Genomic DNA, 18,619 nt, shown 5'->3' with positions numbered 1-18,619 from the left:
TAAAAAGATCAGGCGTGAATGGCGGATTTCCTGTGTAGAAACTTTACTGTTTTGGTTCTTGAATCTTGTGTAACTTTTTTGAGCATTTCACTATATCTAACACAAAAAATTAAACCCTCACTTTAACTGCTATAAACCCGCTTCAACCCATCTAATAACGATCCAACCCACACAAGACATTCCAACATAAAAAAGCCGAAACCCGTTGATACGGTTTCGGCTTTTTATCTGCCAACCCTAAAATAACCTGACTGCATTCACTCGTATTGTTATCTCATGCCCGGCCGAAGCAAATAATCCTCATCTATCAAAATTAAAATAAAGAATCCAATTGCCCTTTTTGGCTGCCGCCGGAAGGCGCAGCAGGTGCCGCCGGTTCATTGCCAGCGCCGGCGTTATCCGCGCTACCTGTCGGATTCTGAGCAGCTGTTGCACCATCTTGCTCATTCGAGTTGAGCGGGCGGCTGGAGCGATTATCCAATGGCAGCGCGGGGTTCGTGGATTGCTGCTCTTTCAAATAATACTCCCCGTCCCTGCTCACCACACCAGCAGGTGCGCTCAAACCTTTGCTCGCCACACCATTTAAAGCATAGCGCATATAATCCACCCAAACAGGCAGTGCAATAGTGCCACCATAGCCCGCACGCCCCATACTTTGCGGCTTGTCGTAACCGATATACACCGCAGTAACCACATCGGGGTTAAACCCAACAAACCATGCATCTTTATTATCGTTGGTGGTGCCCGTTTTACCGGCAACATCTGAGCGGCCAAGCGCATTGGCACGTGTGGCGGTGCCATATCGCACCACATCGCGCATCATGTTATACATAATATAGGCATTGCGCGGATCGATGGCCTGAGGGGCATTTTCTTTAGCGATTAAAGGCTGCATTTGCGCACGCAAACGGTCTTGGCTGTCATAAATTCTATCAATCACATAAGACGACACCCGATAACCGCCATTGGCAAACACGGCATAACCTTCTGCCATTTTAATCGGCGTGGTTTCGCCCGTGCCCAGCGCCATCGACAAGCTGGCCGGAATTTCAGAAGCCGAAAAGCCAAACCGCTGGATATATTGCTGCGCATAACCCACACCGATAGACATCAAAATCCGGATGGAAACCATATTTTTGGATGCCGTTAATGCTTGACGCAAGGTGATGTTGCCTGCGTAGCGGCCGTCTGAATTTTTTGGATTCCAAGTGGAGCCATTAGGCCCTTTTCCCGGCAGCGACAGCGGTGCATCATTCACAATGGTCGAAGCCGTCATCCCTTTAGCCAATGCAGCAGAATAAACGAACGGCTTGAAAGAAGAGCCCGGCTGCCGCTGCGCCTGAGTGGCACGGTTAAAGGTTTTGCTGTGAAAATCGTAGCCGCCTACCAGCGCACGCACTGCGCCGGTTTTGGTATCCAGCGACACCAACGCACCTTGCAGCAGCGGCTCCTGCACCACAGTCCAGCCACCGTTGCTCCGTTTTTGCACCCGAATCAACGCACCCTTGCGGATTTGCGCATCACCCATCTGCTTATTATTCACCGCCCGCGCAGCAAAACCCAAATTAGCCTGCTTCAAAGTGGTTTGCTCACCATTGGGCAGCTGGATGGTCACACCTTGTTTATTTGCAGACACCACCACAGCAGGCGTCATGCCGTCAATCGTATAGAGGGAAGACAAATATTGGCTGATGGTTTCTTCTATATCTTCTGATTTACTTAAATCCAGATAATGCTCGGCACCGCGATAACGACTGCCCCGATCGAAATTGCGCAATGCTTTGCGCAATGCTGCTGTGGCCACGCGCTGGTTTTCAGAATTTACCGTGGTATAAACCTTAAAGCCCTGCGTGTACGCATCTTCACCATATTTTTCATACAATTCCTGGCGCGCCATTTCCGCCACATACAATGCGCTTTGGTCGATTTGCTGAACAAAGCGCTCATAATGCAATTCCTCCGCCATCGCTTGAGCTTTTTGTTGCGGCGTGATCATGCCCAATTCCTGCATATTGTTCAGGATATAGGCTTGGCGCAATTTAGCGCGCTCGGGATTGACCACCGGGTTGAAAGCAGAAGGCGCCTTAGGCAAGCCCGCCAACATAGATGCTTCTGCCAAGGTCAGCTCTTGCACCGGCTTATTGAAGTAAATCTGAGCGGCCGCCGCAAAACCATAGGCTCGCTGGCCGAGATAAATTTGATTGAAATACAATTCTAAAATTTGATCTTTGCTCAAAGATTGTTCGATTTTATAGGCCAGCAGCGCCTCGTTAAACTTACGGGTAAAAGTGCGCTCATTGCTCAGATAAAAGTTTTTGGCCACTTGCTGCGTGATGGTGCTGGCGCCCGATTGCACGCCGCCCGAAGTGATATTGCCGATAATGGCACGCGCAACACCGAGCACATCCACACCCCAGTGTTGATAAAAGCGCTGGTCTTCCGCGGCAATCACGGCATTTTTCAAGTTTTGCGGAAAATCATTGATTTTAGTGAAAGAGCGTCGCTCCTCACCATACATCCCAATGATTTTGCCGTCTGAAGAATAAATGGTCAGCGGCATTTTCGGCTGATAATGCTGCACGGTTTCCAGAGAAGGCAGCTTCGGATAAGTGACCAATATGGCAATCGCCAGCAAGCCCACGGCAAAAAGTGCCAAGCCGAAAATCAGACCGATACAGGTAGTTATAATTTTTTTAATCATGACTAGTTAATAAATATTGCCATCAAGAGCATTAAATAAAGTAAAATAACGCAATATTTTCACTATCCGGGTTTCGGTGCCACGCCCATATTGAAAATATTTCAAACACAGGGGCCTCAAAACATTACTCACTTAACGGGCAGGAAACAACATTATGCGTTTTACAAAAAAACAAAAAAATACAAACACTAAAGTTTCACCAACGCTTTCAAACCGTGCAGCAATAGGCATTGATATCACCCAGCACGCCATCACGATGGTTCAGCTTTCAAGCCGTAGTTTAAACCAAATTCAGCTGGAAAAATACGTTATCACTGCGCTGCCCAAAAATATTATCAAAGCGGCCAAAATTCAAGACTATGAGCAGCTCACTTCTTATTTGCGCCATTCCTACGCTCAATTGCAAAGCAACAATAAGAACATTGTTGCAGCATTACCACAAAACCTCACCACCATCGAAACGCCTGTTTTCAATGCAAAAGAGGCCGAGTCAGGTTTGGAAAGCTTTGCCGAATTTGAAATTGCCCAAATCGGGCCGCTCGAAGAAATGAATTACGACTACCAAGTCACAGGCACATCGATTGTGCCGCCCGGCCAAAAGCTGTTGCTGGTTGCCGCCAGAAAAGACGACATCGAGCCGCGCATCGAAATGCTGGAAAGCGCCGGCCTCTCTCCGGCCTTCCTGGATATCGACCTGTTTGCCCAAAGCAATGCATTTTCATTTTGGATCAATCAGCATGCGCCCGAATTGGCGAATGAAAAAATCGCCGTTATCGGCATTCATGCCACACAGCTATATGCATTGATTGTAGAAAACGGCCAAATGCTCTACAAGCAGGAAACTTCCGTCAGCACCGAGCAATTAAACCAGCTGATTCAGCGCACTTATCAAGTAACGGAAGAAAAAGCCGATCAAATGATTCTTTCGGCAAGCAAACCTGCCGATTATCAAACTCAGATTGCCGATCGCTTTAACATTCAGGTTGCCCAGGAAATCCAACGGGTGCTCCAGTTTTATTACACCACCCAGCCCAGCGATCAATTTTCAAGCGTGAAGCATATCCTGCTCACTGGCACGGCCTCACAGCAAGCCGGGCTGGCCGAAACCGTGTTTTCCCAAACCAACACGGCCACAGAGTGCATTCATCCGGCATTGTATGCAACCAACAGCAGCCACATCGACATACCAAAATTACAACAAGACGCACCATCTTTAACACTTGCATTCGGCTTGGCATTACGGGGTTTATAAAATGATAGAACTGATTAAAGTCAATCTTCTGCCTTACCGCGAGGAAATCCAGCAGAAGAAAAAGCAACAATTCAAGGCGCTGATGCTGCTTGCATTGGCCGTTGGCGCAGGCTTGTCGGCCTTGGCCTATTTGGGCATCAACCAAGCAATCGACCGCCAGGAAGAGCGCAACCAATTTCTCACCTCGGAAATCAGCAAACTGGATGAGCAATTGGGCGAAATCAAAAAATTAGAGCAAGAAAAACAGGATTTTCTGGCGCGCAAACAAAAAGTGGAAGAGCTTCAAGCCAAGCGCTTTCAGGCGGCCTCTATTATCGACACGCTGAATGTGCTGATTCCCGAAGGCGCCTACCTAACCGCCATCAGTGCAGAAAGCCCCACCACCTATACCATCAGCGGCAAAGCCACCAGCGATAACCGGATCGCCATGTTTATGCGCTCCATTCCCAGCACCGGCGTATTCCTGCAACCGGAATTGCTGAGCATCAAAAAAGTGGATAACGCTCAAGACTTCACCTTGAAAGTCTCATTAAACGAGAGCGCACCGGCCGCAACCGATGCAGAAACCGTTGAGCCAACCCCCAGCGGGGACGCATCCGCAGCCACACCGGAGGCACAATAATCATGGCAAATAAAAAACTGACCGATCTCGATATCAATTCGCTGCACCAGCTCAACATGCCGGCCAAATTGCTGCTGGCCGCGCTGGCGGCTTTGGCTATTTTGGTATTCAGCTATTTTTTGCTGTTCCGCTCGCAGCTTGAAATGCTGAATAATGCCGAAACCAAGGAAACCGAGCTCAAGGCCACTTATGAGCAAAAAAGCCTGCAAGCGGCCAGCCTCGATAATCTCAAAGCAGAATTAGCCGCCATTCATTCATCATTTGATGTGTTGCTCAAACAGCTGCCCACCGATGCTGAAATTCCCAACCTGATACAAGAGCTGCATCAGGCCGGCGCCACCAACGGCTTGCGCATGGACAGCGTAACACCGCAGCCACCCGTCAACGACGGCCCCATCCAAGTGTTGCCCTACAGCATCGCCACCACCGGCAACTACAACCAAATCAGCCAGTTTGCCCGTGATGTGGGCGCGCTCTCGCGCATCATCACGCTCGATTCGGTCAACCTGAAAGCTGATGAAAAAGCCAACACGCTCACCTTGAGCGCCACGGCCAACACTTACAAAGCACGCCCGGCAGATGAAGTGGCCGCAGAGCTGGCCGCCGCCAGCGAAGCGCAAGCCGAAAAAAGCAAATAAAATAACAAATAACAGAAGAAAACGACATGAAAACTCATATCTTACTCCCGTGTTTGTTGCTTTTAGCCGCTTGCGGCCCGCAACACAGCGATTTGCGCGAATGGATGCAGCAAACACAGCAACAAGCCAAAACCCGTATCCAGCCTTTTGAAGCCCCCAGCATCACGCCGGTTCAAAGCTACACTCCGCCCAATTTCAGCGGTTTGAATGCTTTCAACAGCAAGCGCCTCAATCTCGCCCAGCAAGGCGTGAATGCGCCCGACACCCACCGGCCCAAAGAGCTGCTGGAGGGTTTCAGCTTGGAAAACCTGAAATACGTCGGCACCTTAACGGCAGGCCGCACCATTTCCGGTTTTGTAGAAGCCGACGGCCATGTCTACACCGTCAAACCCGGCAACTACATCGGCCAAAACTATGGCCGCATCCAATCCATCACTTCAGATAAAATCACCTTGGTGGAAGTGGTGGAAGACAGCTACGGCAACTGGATTTTCCGCAATGCCGAATTACCGCTGAACAATGCAGCGGACAACGGCGCACAAGCCGGCCAAAACAGCAAATAATTTAAGGGGCAAATTCTTATGAAACTGAAACCGATCACCATCAAAACGCTTTGCGCATTAAGCCTGAGCCTGGCCATGCCGGCCGCTTTTGCCGGCAACATTACCGATATTAATGTGTCTTCGCTGCCGGACAACCAAAAAATCATCAAAATCAAGTTTGATAAAGATGTGGTGTCGCCCAGCGGCTTTATCACCACCACACCCGCCCGCATTGCGCTCGATTTCCCGGGCACCGGCATCCAATTGGCGCAGCCGGTGTTGGAATATGCCGACCCGCTGCTGGGGCAGATTACCGCCGCACAAAACAACGACCGCGCCCGCATTTTGCTGGCCTTGAGCAAAGCCGGCCAATACAACACCCAAATCAAGGGTAATGAAGTGTGGGTATATGTGAGCGAAGCGGCCGAGCAAACGCAAACCATCGCAGCAGCCGAGAGCATCAGCAGCCGCACGCTGGGCAACGAGCCTGTTGCACCGCCCGCACCCCGCGCCCGCGCCGAGCAAGCTGTGGCCGGCGCCAATATTGATTTCCGCCGCGGCAACCGCAATTCAGGCATCATCGAATTCAACGCCCCCGCCTTTACCGGCGAGCCCGACATCAAGCAGCAAAGCGACCGCTTGGTAATCACCCTGAAAAACTACCCGCTGCCCGCTCAAGCGCAGCGCAGCTTGGATGTGTCTGATTTCAACACCCCAGTGCGCAATGTCACCCTCAAGCGCATCGGCAACAACACCCAGCTCACTATCCGCAACCAAGGCAGCTGGGATGTGCGCACCCAATCGGGCAACGGCCGCTACAGCTTTGAAATCAGCCAAAAGAGCAATATGGAATCTCGCGGCCTCAGCGCGGCTGCCAATCAAAAATCTTTCAGCGGCCGCCGCATTTCTTTGGATTTCCAAGATGTAGACGTGCGCACCATTTTGCAGATTCTGGCCAAAGAATCAGGCGTGAATATTGTGGCCAGCGACAGCGTAAACGGCAAAATGACCCTCAGCCTGAAAGATGTGCCGTGGGATCAAGCGCTGGATTTGGTAATGCAGGCGCGCAATCTCGATATGCGCCGCCAAGGCAATATCATCAATATCGCCCCGCGCGAAGAATTGCTGAATCAAGACAAAGCCACCTTGCAGGCGCAAAAAGAAATCGAAGAGCTGGGGCCGCTTTTCTCGCAAACCTTCCAGCTGAAATACAAAAACGTAGAAGAATTCCGCAAAATTCTGCGCATTGATGAAGACGGCTCCAGTAGCAGCAGCAACCGCAACACCTTGCTGAGCAGCCGCGGCAGCGCCCTGATCGATCCGGCCACCAACACCTTGATCATCACCGACAACCGCGCCGTGATTCAAAAATTCCAAAAGCTGATTGAAGAGCTGGATGTGGCCGCCCGCCAAGTGATGGTGGAAGCGCGCATTGTTGAAGCCGATGACGGTTTCTCGCGCGAAATCGGCGTGAAATTCGGCTATGCCGGCTCCAACGGCACCAACAGCTGGGGTTCCAACTGGAGCAATGCCCTGACCAATCATAATACCTATCAGGCCAATCAACGTGCCCGCGATGCCGCCACCCAAGCCAACCTGGCCGCAGCAGCACAGGATGCGGCCAGCGGCGGCTACACCGCCCGCGTTTTGCCCACGCTGGCCAACTTTGCGCTCGATCCCAATATCAGCCTGCCGGTGTCGGCTGCTTCTTCCAGCATTGCGCTGGTGCATTCGCTGGCTTCGGGTGCGCTGGGGTTGGAAATTGCCGCCATGCAGGAGCAAAACAAAGGCAAAGTGCTTTCCAATCCGCGCGTGTTGACGCAAGACCGCAAAGAAGCGGTGATCGAATCCGGCCAAGAAATTCCGTATGAAGAATCCACTTCCAGCGGCGCCACCTCGATTACCTTTAAAAAAGCCGTGCTGGGTTTAACCGTTACCCCCAATATCACGCCCGACGGCCAAATCATCATGAATGTGAAAATAAATAAAGACAATCCGATAGCCTGTACCGCCAGCGGCGTGCCCACGCTGTGTATCAGCACCAAGCAGCTGCAAACCCAAGCCATGGTGGAAGACGGCGGCACGCTGATTGTGGGCGGCATTTATGAAGAAGAAAGCAGCAATGTGGTAAACAAAGTACCGCTGCTGGGCGATATTCCGGTGGTCGGCAACCTGTTTAAATCGCGCGCGCGCAAAGAACGCCGCCGCGAATTACTGATTTTCATCACCCCGCGCATTATGGACAATATGGGCAGCACCTTGCGCTACTGATTCATTGATTGTGCATATTGCCTGCGATGTAGTAAACACCGATTGAAAATTTTCGTTTACAATGCCTGCTATGAAAAACATAGCAGGCAATATTTTTTTAATCGGCTTGATGGGTGCCGGCAAAACCACGCTGGGCAAGCAGATTGCGCGGCAGCTGGGGCGCGAATTCTATGATAGCGACCATGAAATCTGCACCCGCACCGGCGTGTCGGTGCCGACCATTTTCGAGCTCGAGGGCGAACAAGGCTTTCGTGAGCGCGAAAGCGCCGTGATCGATGAGCTGAGCAGCCGCAGCAATATCGTGCTGGCTACCGGCGGCGGCGCGGTGATGCGCGAAGAAAACCGCCAAAAGCTGCGCACGCGCGGCATTGTGGTTTACCTGCACGCCCACCCCGAAACCCTGCTCAACCGCACCCGCCACGACAGCAACCGCCCGCTTTTACAAGTGGAAAATCCGCTGGCCAAGCTGCAAGAGCTTTACGATATCCGCGACAGCATTTACCGCAGCACCGCCCACATCGTGTTTGATGTCAACCGCCACAGCTGCCAGAAAACCATCCAGCAATTGCTACACACCCTGCATGCCCGGAAATAATTTATGCACACCCTAACCGTCAACACCCCGTCTCACGCCTACCCCATTTTTATCGGCTCCGGCCTGCTGGAACAAGCCGACACGCTGCTGAAACCTTATTTGAGCAAAAGCGCCGCCATCATCAGCAATGAAACCGTGGCGCCGCTTTATCTGCACACGCTTCAGACGGCCTTAGACAAACTGGGCATCGCCCATTTCAGCATTATCCTGCCCGATGGCGAGCAATACAAAAACTGGCAAACCCTCAACCTGATTTTCGACGGCCTGATGCAGCACCGCGCCGAGCGCAAAACCACGCTGATTGCGCTGGGCGGCGGCGTGATCGGCGACATGGTGGGCTTTGCTGCCGCCACCTACCAGCGCGGCGCACCCTTTATCCAAATTCCCACCACCCTGCTCAGCCAAGTCGATTCATCGGTGGGCGGCAAAACCGCCATCAACCACCCCTTGGGCAAAAACATGATTGGCGCTTTTTACCAGCCCCAAGCGGTGCTCGCCGATTTGAGCGTGTTATCCAGCCTGCCGCCGCGTGAATTATCTGCCGGCCTGGCCGAAGTGATTAAATACGGCCTGCTTGGCGACCTGGCTTTTTTTGAATGGCTCGAAGCCCATATCGATGCGCTGATGCAGCAAGAGCCCGCAGCGCTGGCCGAAGCCGTGCGCCGAAGCTGCGCCATGAAAGCCGAGATTGTCGGCCAAGACGAAACCGAGCAAGGCATACGCGCCTGGCTCAACCTCGGCCACACCTTCGGCCACGCCATCGAAGCCGAAATGGGTTACGGCGTGTGGCTGCACGGCGAAGCCGTGGCCGCCGGCATGGTGCTGGCCTGCCGCCTGGCCGAGCAACAAGGCCGTCTGAACAGCGCCGACACCGCACGCGCCACCGCCCTGCTGCAAAAAGCCCGCCTGCCGGTGGCGCCGCCGCGTTTCAGCTTCGAGCGCTGGCTCGCCCACATGCAGCACGACAAAAAAGTCAGCAGCGGCATCATGCGATTTATCGGCCTAAACCGTTTGGGCGAAGCCAATATCAGCGAAATCACCGACACCGATATTCTGCGCCAAACCCTCGCACCTTATTTGGCTCCGTGAGTATCCGCTTGTTTGAATGTCAAAATAAATGCCGCAGCGCACTCATCAATATGACAAAGGCCGTCTGATACCAATTCAAAAAAGTAAGCTAACAAGGCGGCGAGCCGCAGACAGTACAAATAGTACGGCAAGGCGAGACAACGAAGTTAGGTTATTTTTTGGATTGGTATGAAAGCTTTTCAGCGGGTAGGTTGGGTTGCAAACCCAACAAATCCACAAGCCGTCTGAAACGTTGGGTTTATCAACCCAACCTACGCCGTTGTAAAATGGCGTTCCGTGTCACTTTTCTTGCATTTCACTATATAACAAAGGCCGTCTGAAAGGTTTTCAGACGGCCTCTGCATGCCATGTTGATAATGTCTATTTAAATGGCCATTATGCAGCTGCGTAGGTAGGCACGCCACCCAAAGCAGCATAATCCGCATACATTGCGCACGCATCGGTTTTAAGTTGCAACAAAGCCCATAGGCCGTCTGAAACCCTTTCAGACGGCCTTTTCGTGCCATGCAATGATGTTTATTTATTTGAACAGGCATCATACAACGCTCATCCTTGATTCCACATCAAAACAGCTTACCCGCATCCTGCCGCATGGTCATCCACACGCTGCGCAAACCCCATCCGAATCTGCATGTTTTGCATCATTTTTTTTCAGACGGCCTGTGTTTGTTTATATCGTTTATTTATATTAAGATAAGTCCATTGAGGCCGTCTGAAAGCAGGGAGCATTCATTTATGAGCAAACATCTTTTTGATGCACTATTTGAACCGCAGCACATCATTGTTATCGGCGCGAGCGAGCGGCCGCACAGCTTAGGCGAGCGCGTGTTAAGCGCTTTGCTGCGCGCGCCGTTTCAAGGCAAAATCACCCCAGTCAACCTGCGTCACAAAAGCGTAGGCGGCCTCAAAGCCTATCCAAACCTCAGCCGCATCAGCGAAGCGGCCGATGTGGCGCTGATTCTCACTCCCGCCGCAAGCTACGAAGCCTTGTTTAAAGCCTGTCACAAAAAGCAGATACGCCATGTGGTGCTGGTGCAGGATTGGGAAAACCAATCTGCCGATGCCCTGCCGCAAGCGCAGGCCGCCATCCAAAGCGCCGCCCGCTTGGGCTTGCACATCACCGCCTGCACCCCGGCCGCCATCCAAGTGCCCGCCAACGGACTCAACAGCGGCATCTATCCTGCCCGCTTGAGCGCAGGCAATGTGGCCGTGATCAGCTGGCATGCCGCCACCGGTGCCGGCATATTATCGGTGCTTTCCCGCGCCAAACTGGGCTTATCGCGCCACATCAGCCTGCAACCGGGCCTCGGCCAAACCCATTCCGCCGAGCTGCTTGATGCCCTCGATAGCGACCCGCTCACCCGCTTGGTTGTGCTTGAATACAATCCCGACGAGCCTTTGCGCGATTTATTCAGCGCCATCCGCCACCTGACACGCCAAAAATCGGTGATTTTGCACTGCACCCACCATGCTGACGAAGAAGAGCAAGCCATCTTGCGCCACCTTTCGCGCTATTGCGGCTTTCTCGTTACCTTCACGCCCGATGAAATGCTCGCCGCTATCCATGCCTTGGCTTGCGGCAAACTCGATGCCAAAAAGCTGCATGTGATTGCCAACACGCCTTGCGACTGGCTGCAATCACAAGCAGCCTCATTCGGCATCGCCCTGCAAATGGCCGACCGCAACCACACGCCGTCTGAAAGCCACAATGGCTATATCGGCAGCAACCCCAGCACCCTGCACTACCGCGGCTTGGCCGAAAACAATCTGCAAAGCCACCACACCGAAGCCTTGCTCGCGCTGGTGGTGCCTACCGCTCAAAGCAACGAAGCCGAAATCACCCACGCCCTGCAGCAATTGCAGCAACAACACCAAAAGCCATTATTTATCAGCAGCCCGCTTTCAGACGGCCTGCTGCAATTTCGCAACACCGGCCAGGCTTTGCGGGCTTTTTTCTACCACCACCACAACCACGAATTAAAAGCCTTGCGCATCCAAACCGCCAAGCCCCGGCCGGCCTATCTGAAAATGCCCGACTTGGCCGCACTCTCCGCCGCGCAAGCGCCCACGCCTGCGCAGCTCGCCCAAGCCCTGCATCTGCCCGAACACACTGCCCCAACACACGCCGGCGATATTGCGCTGTTGTTTCATATCCATCCCCGTTATGGTGTCGCTTTGTTTGCCCGCAGCGCCGCGCAAACCATGGCTTTACTGCCTCCCTTCAACACCTTGCAAGCCGAACGGCTGATACAGCAATTCGGCCTGAAGCGCCAGCAAAAAACCATCTACCAGCTGCTCTACAGCCTCAACGCGCTGCTCACCCACGCGCCACACCTCAACCGGCTCGACCTCACGCTTCAGCCCGATGGCAACGTGAAAATCACCGCTACGCCCGCATCCGCCGCGCACACCGCCATCAATGTGCGCACCCCCTACCCCCGCGCCGAGCAGCCGCTGTTCACCCTCAAAAACGGCCAAACCATTCCCATCCGCGCGATGACACCTGAAGATGCCGAGCTTGAGCAGCAATATGTGCAAAACCTACCGGAAAAAAGCCGCCAAAGCCGCTTTATGGCGCATGTGAAAGCGCTCAGCCAAAGCACGCTTGCCAGCTTTTGCAATCTCGACTACCAACGCGAAGGCGCGTTTACCGCCGAAGATGCCGAGGGCAAGCTGCTGGGCGTGGGGCGCTTCAGCTGCACACACTTTCCCGAGCAATGCGAATTCGGCATCAGCGTGGCCGAAAGCATGCACGGCCAAGGCTTGGCTTTTGCTTTAATGCAGGAAATCATCGCCTTAGCCGCCCGCCAAGGCTATCGGCGCATGGGTGCGGAAATCCTCAAATCCAATCTGCCGATGTTGAAGCTGGCCGAAAAACTCGGCTTTACACTTTCACCCTCGCCCCACGATTCGGAAATAGCCGAAGCCATACTCGACCTTTTGCCGCCTGCAAACAACACCAAACGTAAATCAAGGCAATAAATGCTTGCATAGCAACCACAAACTGCCCTAAAATTAGCGGTTTTCTATATCCACGATTTTCACAGAAGGAATCAACATGGTAGTTATCCGTTTAGCCCGTGGCGGCTCAAAACACCGTCCGTTTTACAACGTAGTGGTTGCCGACTCACGCAACCGCCGCGACGGCCGTTTTATTGAGCGCGTAGGCTTCTACAACCCCGTTGCCAACGAAAAGCAAGAGCGCGTGCGCCTCAACGCCGAGCGCTTGAACCACTGGGTAGGCCAAGGCGCGCAAATGAGCGAAGCCGTTGCCAAGCTGGTTAAAGAGCAGCAAGCTGCCGCCTAAGCCAAGCAACACTGCCATGACCGACACTCAACAACTGGTAGCCATGGGCTACATCAAAGGCGTTTTCGGCGTAAAAGGCTGGCTTAAAATCGCCGCCAACACCGAGCACGCCGACAGCCTGCTGGACTACCCCGAGTGGCAGCTCTCAAAAGACGGTCAGAATTTAAGCGTTACATTAGAAGCCGGCAAAGTCGCCAATGGCGAATTGCAGGTTAAATTCACCGGCATAGACGGGCGCGACGAAGCCTTTGCCCTGCGCGGCTACACCATCGAAATCGACCGCGCCGATTTCGCCCCCGCCGAAGAAGGCGAATATTACTGGGCAGATCTGGTCGGCATGCGTGTTGTCAACCGCGAAGGCATCGAATTGGGCAAAGTTGCCAATCTGATGGAAACCGGCGCGCACGATGTGCTGATGGTCAACGGCGAGCACGGCCAAAAGCTGATTCCTTTCGTTGCCCATTATATCGACCATGTCGATAACGACAGCCGCACCATCACCGCCGACTGGGGCTTGGATTACTGATGTTGATCCAGGCCATTACCCTATTTCCGGAAATGTTTGACAGCATTACCGAATACGGCGTAACCGGACGGGCAAAAAAGCAGGATTTATGGCAATTCAACGCCATCAACCCGCGCCGCTTTGCCGACAATAAACTGGGCTACATCGACGATCGCCCATTTGGCGGCGGCCCCGGCATGATTATGATGGCACCGCCCTTGCAGGCAGCCATCGAAGAAGCCCGTACACAACACACAGGCAGCAGCAAAACCGTTTATCTGAGCCCGCAAGGCCGGCCGCTCGACCATCAAAAAGTCGGCGAATTGGCTCGTTTGGATAATCTGATTTTGGTTTGCGGCCGCTACGAAGGCATAGACGAGCGCGTGCTTGCCCAAAGCATCGATGAAGAAATCTGCATTGGCGACTTTGTGGTTTCCGGCGGCGAATTGCCCGCCATGATGCTGATGGATGCCGTGTTGAGGCTGCTGCCCGGCGTGTTGGGCGATATGCAGTCGGCCGAGCAAGATTCTTTTGCCAACGGCCTGCTCGACTGCCCACACTACACCCGCCCGATAGAATTTCAGGGCATGGCGGTTCCCGAGATATTGCGCTCGGGCAACCACGCCCTGATTGCACAGTGGCGATTAAAGCAATCGCTGCAACGCACTTTAGCGCGCCGCCCCGATTTATTGGAAAAGCGCGAATTAACCCCACAGGAATCTAGGCTCTTACATGAAATAAAGCAAGAGGAACGAGAATCCCATTATAACCAGGACTAAAAATGAACTTGATCCAACAATTAGAGCAAGAAGAAATTGCTCGCTTGAACAAAGCCATCCCCGAATTTGCACCGGGTGACACCGTTGTGGTATCCGTGCGCGTGGTTGAGGGCAGCCGCAGCCGTTTGCAGGCTTACGAAGGCGTGGTCATCGCCCGCCGTAACCGCGGCCTGAACAGCAACTTCATCGTGCGCAAGCTCTCCAGCGGCGAAGGCGTTGAGCGTACTTTCCAACTCTACTCTCCGCAAGTGGAAAAAATCGAAGTTAAACGCCGTGGTGACGTGCGTCGCGCCAAGCTCTACTACCTGCGCGGCCTCACTGGTAAAGCTGCCCGCATCAAAGAAAAACTGCCGGCACGCAAAGGCTGATTCACAGCCGCCCAATGGCTCAATACCCGCTTTTAGCGGGTATTTTTTATTGCCGCACGAGAGACAAATTTCAAGCTGAAAATTAATGAAAGCCTCATTCAAAAAGGATTTCAAAGATTAAAATATTTTGAATACAGACTGTACGAGGCCGTCTGAAACTTTGGCATTTCAAACGGCCTCTTTGACTGTTGCGAAACACGCCTTGTCGCATGCGTATACGATTACGCCGCCAAAACGCAACTAATCACACCCTACTCTGTTGTGGCGGAACGCATACTGCGTTGTTCTATACGGCATCCTAAATTTGGCAGCCATAAAAAGCCCCATTCTGCAGACTCTGCGAAATGGGGCTTTTGGCATCAAGGCCGTCTGAAGCTCAAGACAATTTGCCGTGGCAATGTTTGTATTTCAACCCGCTGCCGCAGGGGCAGGGATCATTGCGGTGCACCGAGCGGCCTTGGGCGGCCAGCGTTTCGGGGCTGAAATCGTTGCCGGTCGGGTCAAATGCTTCGGTGGCCAAATCGGTGCGCGATTCGCCCAACACATCGGTCATCGCCGGTGCACCGGAGTGCACAGCCTGCATTTCTACCGGCGTTTGCTCCATCACGGCATCTTCGTTGCGCTCAATCTGCACAGAAGTCAGCAGCGTGGCGATATTGTGTTTGATGCCGCTCCACAGGCTTTCAAACATGGCGAATGCTTCGCGCTTGTATTCTTGCTTGGGATTTTTCTGTGCGTAGCCGCGCAGATGGATGCCTTGACGCAGATAATCCATGGCCGCCAAATGTTCGCGCCAGTTGCTGTCGATCACTTGCAGCATCACATTGCGCTCAAAGCCGCTCATGGTTTGCTCGCCCACCACGGCCACTTTTTCAGCATATTCCTGCTCCACTTGGGCGATCAGGCGCGCTTTGACTTCTTGGTTATCCAGCGTGTTTTCTGCTTTCAGCCAGCCCTGGATATCGGCATGCACTCTGAATTCGCCGGCAAGCTGCGCTTCCAATGCAGGCAGATCCCATTGCTCTTCCATGCTGTCGGGCGGCATGTGCAGATCAACCAAGTCGCCCACCACTTCTTCGCGGATGTCTTTGGCCAAATCGGTCACTTCTTTGCTGGTCAGGATTTCGTTGCGCTGATGATAGATCACTTTGCGCTGGTCGTTGGCCACGTCATCGTATTCCAGCACTTGTTTGCGCATATCGAAGTTGCGGCCTTCCACTTTGCGTTGTGCGCCTTCGATTTGGCGGGTGAGCAGGCCGTGCTCGATGGCCACGCCGCGCTCCGGTGCCAAGCGGTTGAGAATGGCGGCGGCGCGGTCGAGCGCAAACAGGCGCAAGAGCGGATCTTCAAATGAAAGATAAAAGCGGCTGGAGCCGGGGTCGCCCTGGCGGCCGGCACGGCCGCGCAGCTGGTTGTCGATACGGCGGCTCTCGTGGCGCTCGGTGCCGATTATGTGCAGGCCGCCGGCGGCCAGCACTTTTTCATGCTCGGCTTCCCAGCCGTTTTCCAAATCGGCAATGCGGCGGGCTTTTTCTTCTTCGCTGAGGCTCTCATCGGCATTGATGGCATGGCTTTGATGCTGCACATTGCCACCCAACACGATATCGGTGCCGCGGCCGGCCATATTGGTGGCCACGGTAATCATGCCCGCTTTGCCGGCTTGCGCCACAATCAAAGCCTCGCGCTCGTGCTCTTTGGCATTCAACACATTGTGCGGCAAACCTTGCTGATTCAGCAGCTTGGCCACCAATTCTGAGTTTTCAATGCTGGTGGTGCCCACCAGCACGGGCTGGCCGGCTTCATGGCAGCGCTTGATGTCGGCCACCACGGCTTCGTATTTTTCTTCGGCGGTGCGGAAAATCTGGTCGTTGGCGTCTTTGCGCTGCATCGGCCGGTTGGTGGGAATAATCACGGTTTCCAAGCCGTAGATACTTTGGAATTCAAACGCTTCGGTGTCGGCCGTGCCGGTCATGCCGGCCAATTTGTCATATAAGCGGAAGTAGTTTTGGAAGGTGATGGAAGCCAGCGTTTGGTTTTCGCGTTTGATGTCCACGCCTTCTTTGGCTTCTACCGCCTGGTGCAGGCCTTCCGACCAGCGGCGCCCGCTCATCAGACGACCGGTGAATTCATCCACAATCACGATTTCGCCGTCTTGAATCACATAGTGTTGGTCTTTGTGAAACAGGCTGTGTGCGCGCAAGGCGGCCATTAAATGGTGCATCAGCATGATGTTGCCGGTGGAATAAAGCGAATCGCCTTCTTTGAGCAAACCCATTTGCACCAGAATTTCTTCGGCGCGCTCATGACCGCTCTCGCTCAAAAGCACGGTGTGGGCTTTTTCATCCACCCAATAATCGCCCTCGCCCTCTTCTGTTTCCTGGCGCACAAGCATGGCGGGCACGGTGTTCATCACTTGATAAAGCTGCACGTTGTCATCGGCTTGGCCGGAAATAATCAGCGGCGTGCGTGCTTCGTCGATCAGAATCGAATCCACTTCATCCACCACGGCAAATGTGAGTGCGCGCTGCACTTTGTCGTATTGGTCGGTTACCATATTGTCGCGCAGATAATCAAAGCCAAATTCGTTGTTGGTGCCATACGTGATGTCGGCATTGTAGGCGCTTTGGCGGAAAAAAGGCTCCATCTCGCTCACAATCACACCCACGCTGAGGCCGAGAAAATTATAGAGTGGCTCCATAATGCCCGCATCGCGCCCGGCCAGATAATCGTTTACCGTTACCACATGCACGCCTTTGCCGACCAGCGCATTGAGATACACCGGCAGCGTGGCCACCAACGTTTTGCCCTCGCCGGTGCGCATTTCGGCGATTTTGCCCTCATGCAGCACCATGCCGCCAATCAGCTGCACATCAAAATGGCGCATACCCAACACACGGCGGCTGGCTTCGCGGCACACGGCAAAAGCCTCTTCGAGCATGCTCTCGAGCGTGGCGCCATTGGCCAGGCGTTGTTTGAATTCTGCGGTTTTGGCTTGCAGCGCTTCATCGCTGAGCGCCTGGATCTCGGCTTCGCGAGCATTGATTTTAGCGACGGTTTTACGATATTGTTTGAGCAGACGGTCGTTGCGGCTGCCAAAAACTTTCTTGGCTAAATTAGTAAGCATGTATGATTCCCTGCGCCTGAGGTAAAATAAGAAGGCAATTAACCCCGAATTCTAACACAAGCCGTTTGATAAGGTGACAATGCCGTCAGATATAACGATGGTTTTGCCGATTTCAAGCCAAGCGCGTTCCTTTTCTGCAAAGGCCGTCTGAACCATGAATCTCGATCATTTAGGCAAGCAAGATCCGCATTTGGCCAATTTGCTGCGCAGCGCGCATTACTGGCAGCGGCTGGATGCGCAAGTTAAGCAGATTTTGCCGGCCAACCTGCGCCCCCATTTCCAGACGGCCTGCATCGACAACGGCTGCTTAATCCTTTTGGCCGCCAACAATATGGCCGCTTCCCGCCTGCGCATGATTCTGCCCGGTCTGCTCGCGCAAGTGCAGCAGCTCGACCACAGCATTATCGAAGTGCGCACCAAAATCGTGCCCAAGCCGCCGGCCGCGCCGCGCGAAAACCGCCTGCGCCTGAGCAAAACGGCGCTCGACACGCTGGATGATTCCGCACAACAATTGCAACACCATCCCGAATTGGCCGAAGCGCTGCAACGCTTGGTGAGCCGCCACCGCAAATAAGGCGTGCCCACGTTTCACCCGCCTGCCGAGCCATAGCAAAACATTCATCTAAAATCATTATTTCTTGCCCAACACGATAAATTTGTGTATAAACATTGATGTAGCACAACGTTTGCACACTTCATCCGCCGCATACTGTGCAACACGTTTCGAGCGCATGGCGCACGAACACACCAACAAACGGCGCTTCGGCACAAGCTTCAACAAGTTTGCCGCCTAATGGTGCCGCAACATTCATCACAAGGAGTTTTT

At 53.5% G+C, this 18,619-nt stretch carries 15 protein-coding genes; 13 read left to right on the top strand and 2 right to left on the bottom strand.

Features of this window, described 5'->3' with window-relative positions; translation table 11 throughout:
- Positions 1 to 313: 313 nt before the first annotated feature.
- Complete coding sequence (locus EV680_RS09980) at positions 314 to 2,701, bottom strand: penicillin-binding protein 1A (protein WP_132954592.1); 2,388 nt, start codon at positions 2,699 to 2,701, stop codon at positions 314 to 316.
- A 154-nt stretch (positions 2,702 to 2,855) separates the two neighbouring features.
- On the opposite strand from EV680_RS09980, the gene pilM reads away from it, so the two are divergent.
- From pilM to rplS, 12 genes are all read left to right on the top strand, one after another.
- A complete protein-coding gene (gene pilM, locus EV680_RS09975; protein ID WP_132954591.1) occupies positions 2,856 to 3,953 on the top strand; it encodes a type IV pilus assembly protein PilM in 1,098 nt (365 codons plus the stop codon).
- Position 3,954: 1 nt separating this feature from the next.
- Positions 3,955 to 4,575 (top strand): PilN domain-containing protein, encoded by a 621-nt coding sequence (locus EV680_RS09970; protein WP_132954590.1) that lies wholly within the window; start codon positions 3,955 to 3,957, stop codon positions 4,573 to 4,575.
- A gap of 2 nt (positions 4,576 to 4,577) precedes the next feature.
- Positions 4,578 to 5,213, top strand: a complete 636-nt coding sequence (locus EV680_RS09965) for a type IV pilus inner membrane component PilO (RefSeq protein ID WP_132954589.1) — start codon at positions 4,578 to 4,580, stop codon at positions 5,211 to 5,213.
- A 26-nt stretch (positions 5,214 to 5,239) separates the two neighbouring features.
- Complete coding sequence (locus EV680_RS09960; protein WP_132954588.1) at positions 5,240 to 5,776, top strand: pilus assembly protein PilP; 537 nt, start codon at positions 5,240 to 5,242, stop codon at positions 5,774 to 5,776.
- A gap of 18 nt (positions 5,777 to 5,794) precedes the next feature.
- Positions 5,795 to 8,026, top strand: a complete 2,232-nt coding sequence (locus EV680_RS09955) for a type IV pilus secretin PilQ (RefSeq protein ID WP_132954587.1) — start codon at positions 5,795 to 5,797, stop codon at positions 8,024 to 8,026.
- A gap of 61 nt (positions 8,027 to 8,087) precedes the next feature.
- The gene (locus EV680_RS09950) at positions 8,088 to 8,621 is read left to right on the top strand and encodes a shikimate kinase (RefSeq protein ID WP_132954586.1); all 534 of its coding nucleotides are present in this window, start codon (positions 8,088 to 8,090) and stop codon (positions 8,619 to 8,621) included.
- A 3-nt stretch (positions 8,622 to 8,624) separates the two neighbouring features.
- Positions 8,625 to 9,710, top strand: a complete 1,086-nt coding sequence (gene aroB, locus EV680_RS09945; protein WP_132954585.1) for a 3-dehydroquinate synthase — start codon at positions 8,625 to 8,627, stop codon at positions 9,708 to 9,710.
- Between the two features lie 735 nt (positions 9,711 to 10,445).
- The gene (locus EV680_RS09940) at positions 10,446 to 12,692 is read left to right on the top strand and encodes a bifunctional acetate--CoA ligase family protein/GNAT family N-acetyltransferase (RefSeq protein WP_165870935.1); all 2,247 of its coding nucleotides are present in this window, start codon (positions 10,446 to 10,448) and stop codon (positions 12,690 to 12,692) included.
- Between the two features lie 76 nt (positions 12,693 to 12,768).
- Entirely contained in the window at positions 12,769 to 13,017 is a 249-nt protein-coding gene (rpsP, locus tag EV680_RS09935; RefSeq protein WP_132954583.1) for a 30S ribosomal protein S16, read from the top strand.
- Between the two features lie 16 nt (positions 13,018 to 13,033).
- Complete coding sequence (gene rimM / locus EV680_RS09930; RefSeq protein WP_132954582.1) at positions 13,034 to 13,543, top strand: ribosome maturation factor RimM; 510 nt, start codon at positions 13,034 to 13,036, stop codon at positions 13,541 to 13,543.
- Positions 13,543 to 14,301 (top strand): tRNA (guanosine(37)-N1)-methyltransferase TrmD, encoded by a 759-nt coding sequence (gene trmD / locus EV680_RS09925; RefSeq protein ID WP_132954581.1) that lies wholly within the window; start codon positions 13,543 to 13,545, stop codon positions 14,299 to 14,301. The genes rimM and trmD overlap by 1 nt, the downstream gene beginning before the upstream one ends.
- A 2-nt stretch (positions 14,302 to 14,303) precedes the next feature.
- Positions 14,304 to 14,669, top strand: coding sequence for a 50S ribosomal protein L19 (rplS, locus tag EV680_RS09920; protein WP_132954580.1), 366 nt, complete (start codon positions 14,304 to 14,306; stop codon positions 14,667 to 14,669).
- A 376-nt stretch (positions 14,670 to 15,045) separates the two neighbouring features.
- On the opposite strand, the gene secA is transcribed toward rplS, so the two are convergent.
- The gene (secA, locus tag EV680_RS09915; RefSeq protein ID WP_132954579.1) at positions 15,046 to 17,793 is read right to left on the bottom strand and encodes a preprotein translocase subunit SecA; all 2,748 of its coding nucleotides are present in this window, start codon (positions 17,791 to 17,793) and stop codon (positions 15,046 to 15,048) included.
- Positions 17,794 to 17,947: 154 nt separating this feature from the next.
- Between secA and EV680_RS09910 the strand changes: the two genes are divergently transcribed.
- Entirely contained in the window at positions 17,948 to 18,367 is a 420-nt protein-coding gene (locus EV680_RS09910; RefSeq protein ID WP_132954578.1) for a DciA family protein, read from the top strand.
- Positions 18,368 to 18,619 lie beyond the last annotated feature (252 nt).

Source organism: Uruburuella suis (assembly GCF_004341385.1).
Classification (GTDB): Bacteria; Pseudomonadota; Gammaproteobacteria; order Burkholderiales; family Neisseriaceae; genus Neisseria; species Neisseria suis.
The sequence above is the reverse complement of the archived record's forward strand: the minus strand, read 5'-3'. Positions and strand labels throughout refer to the sequence as shown.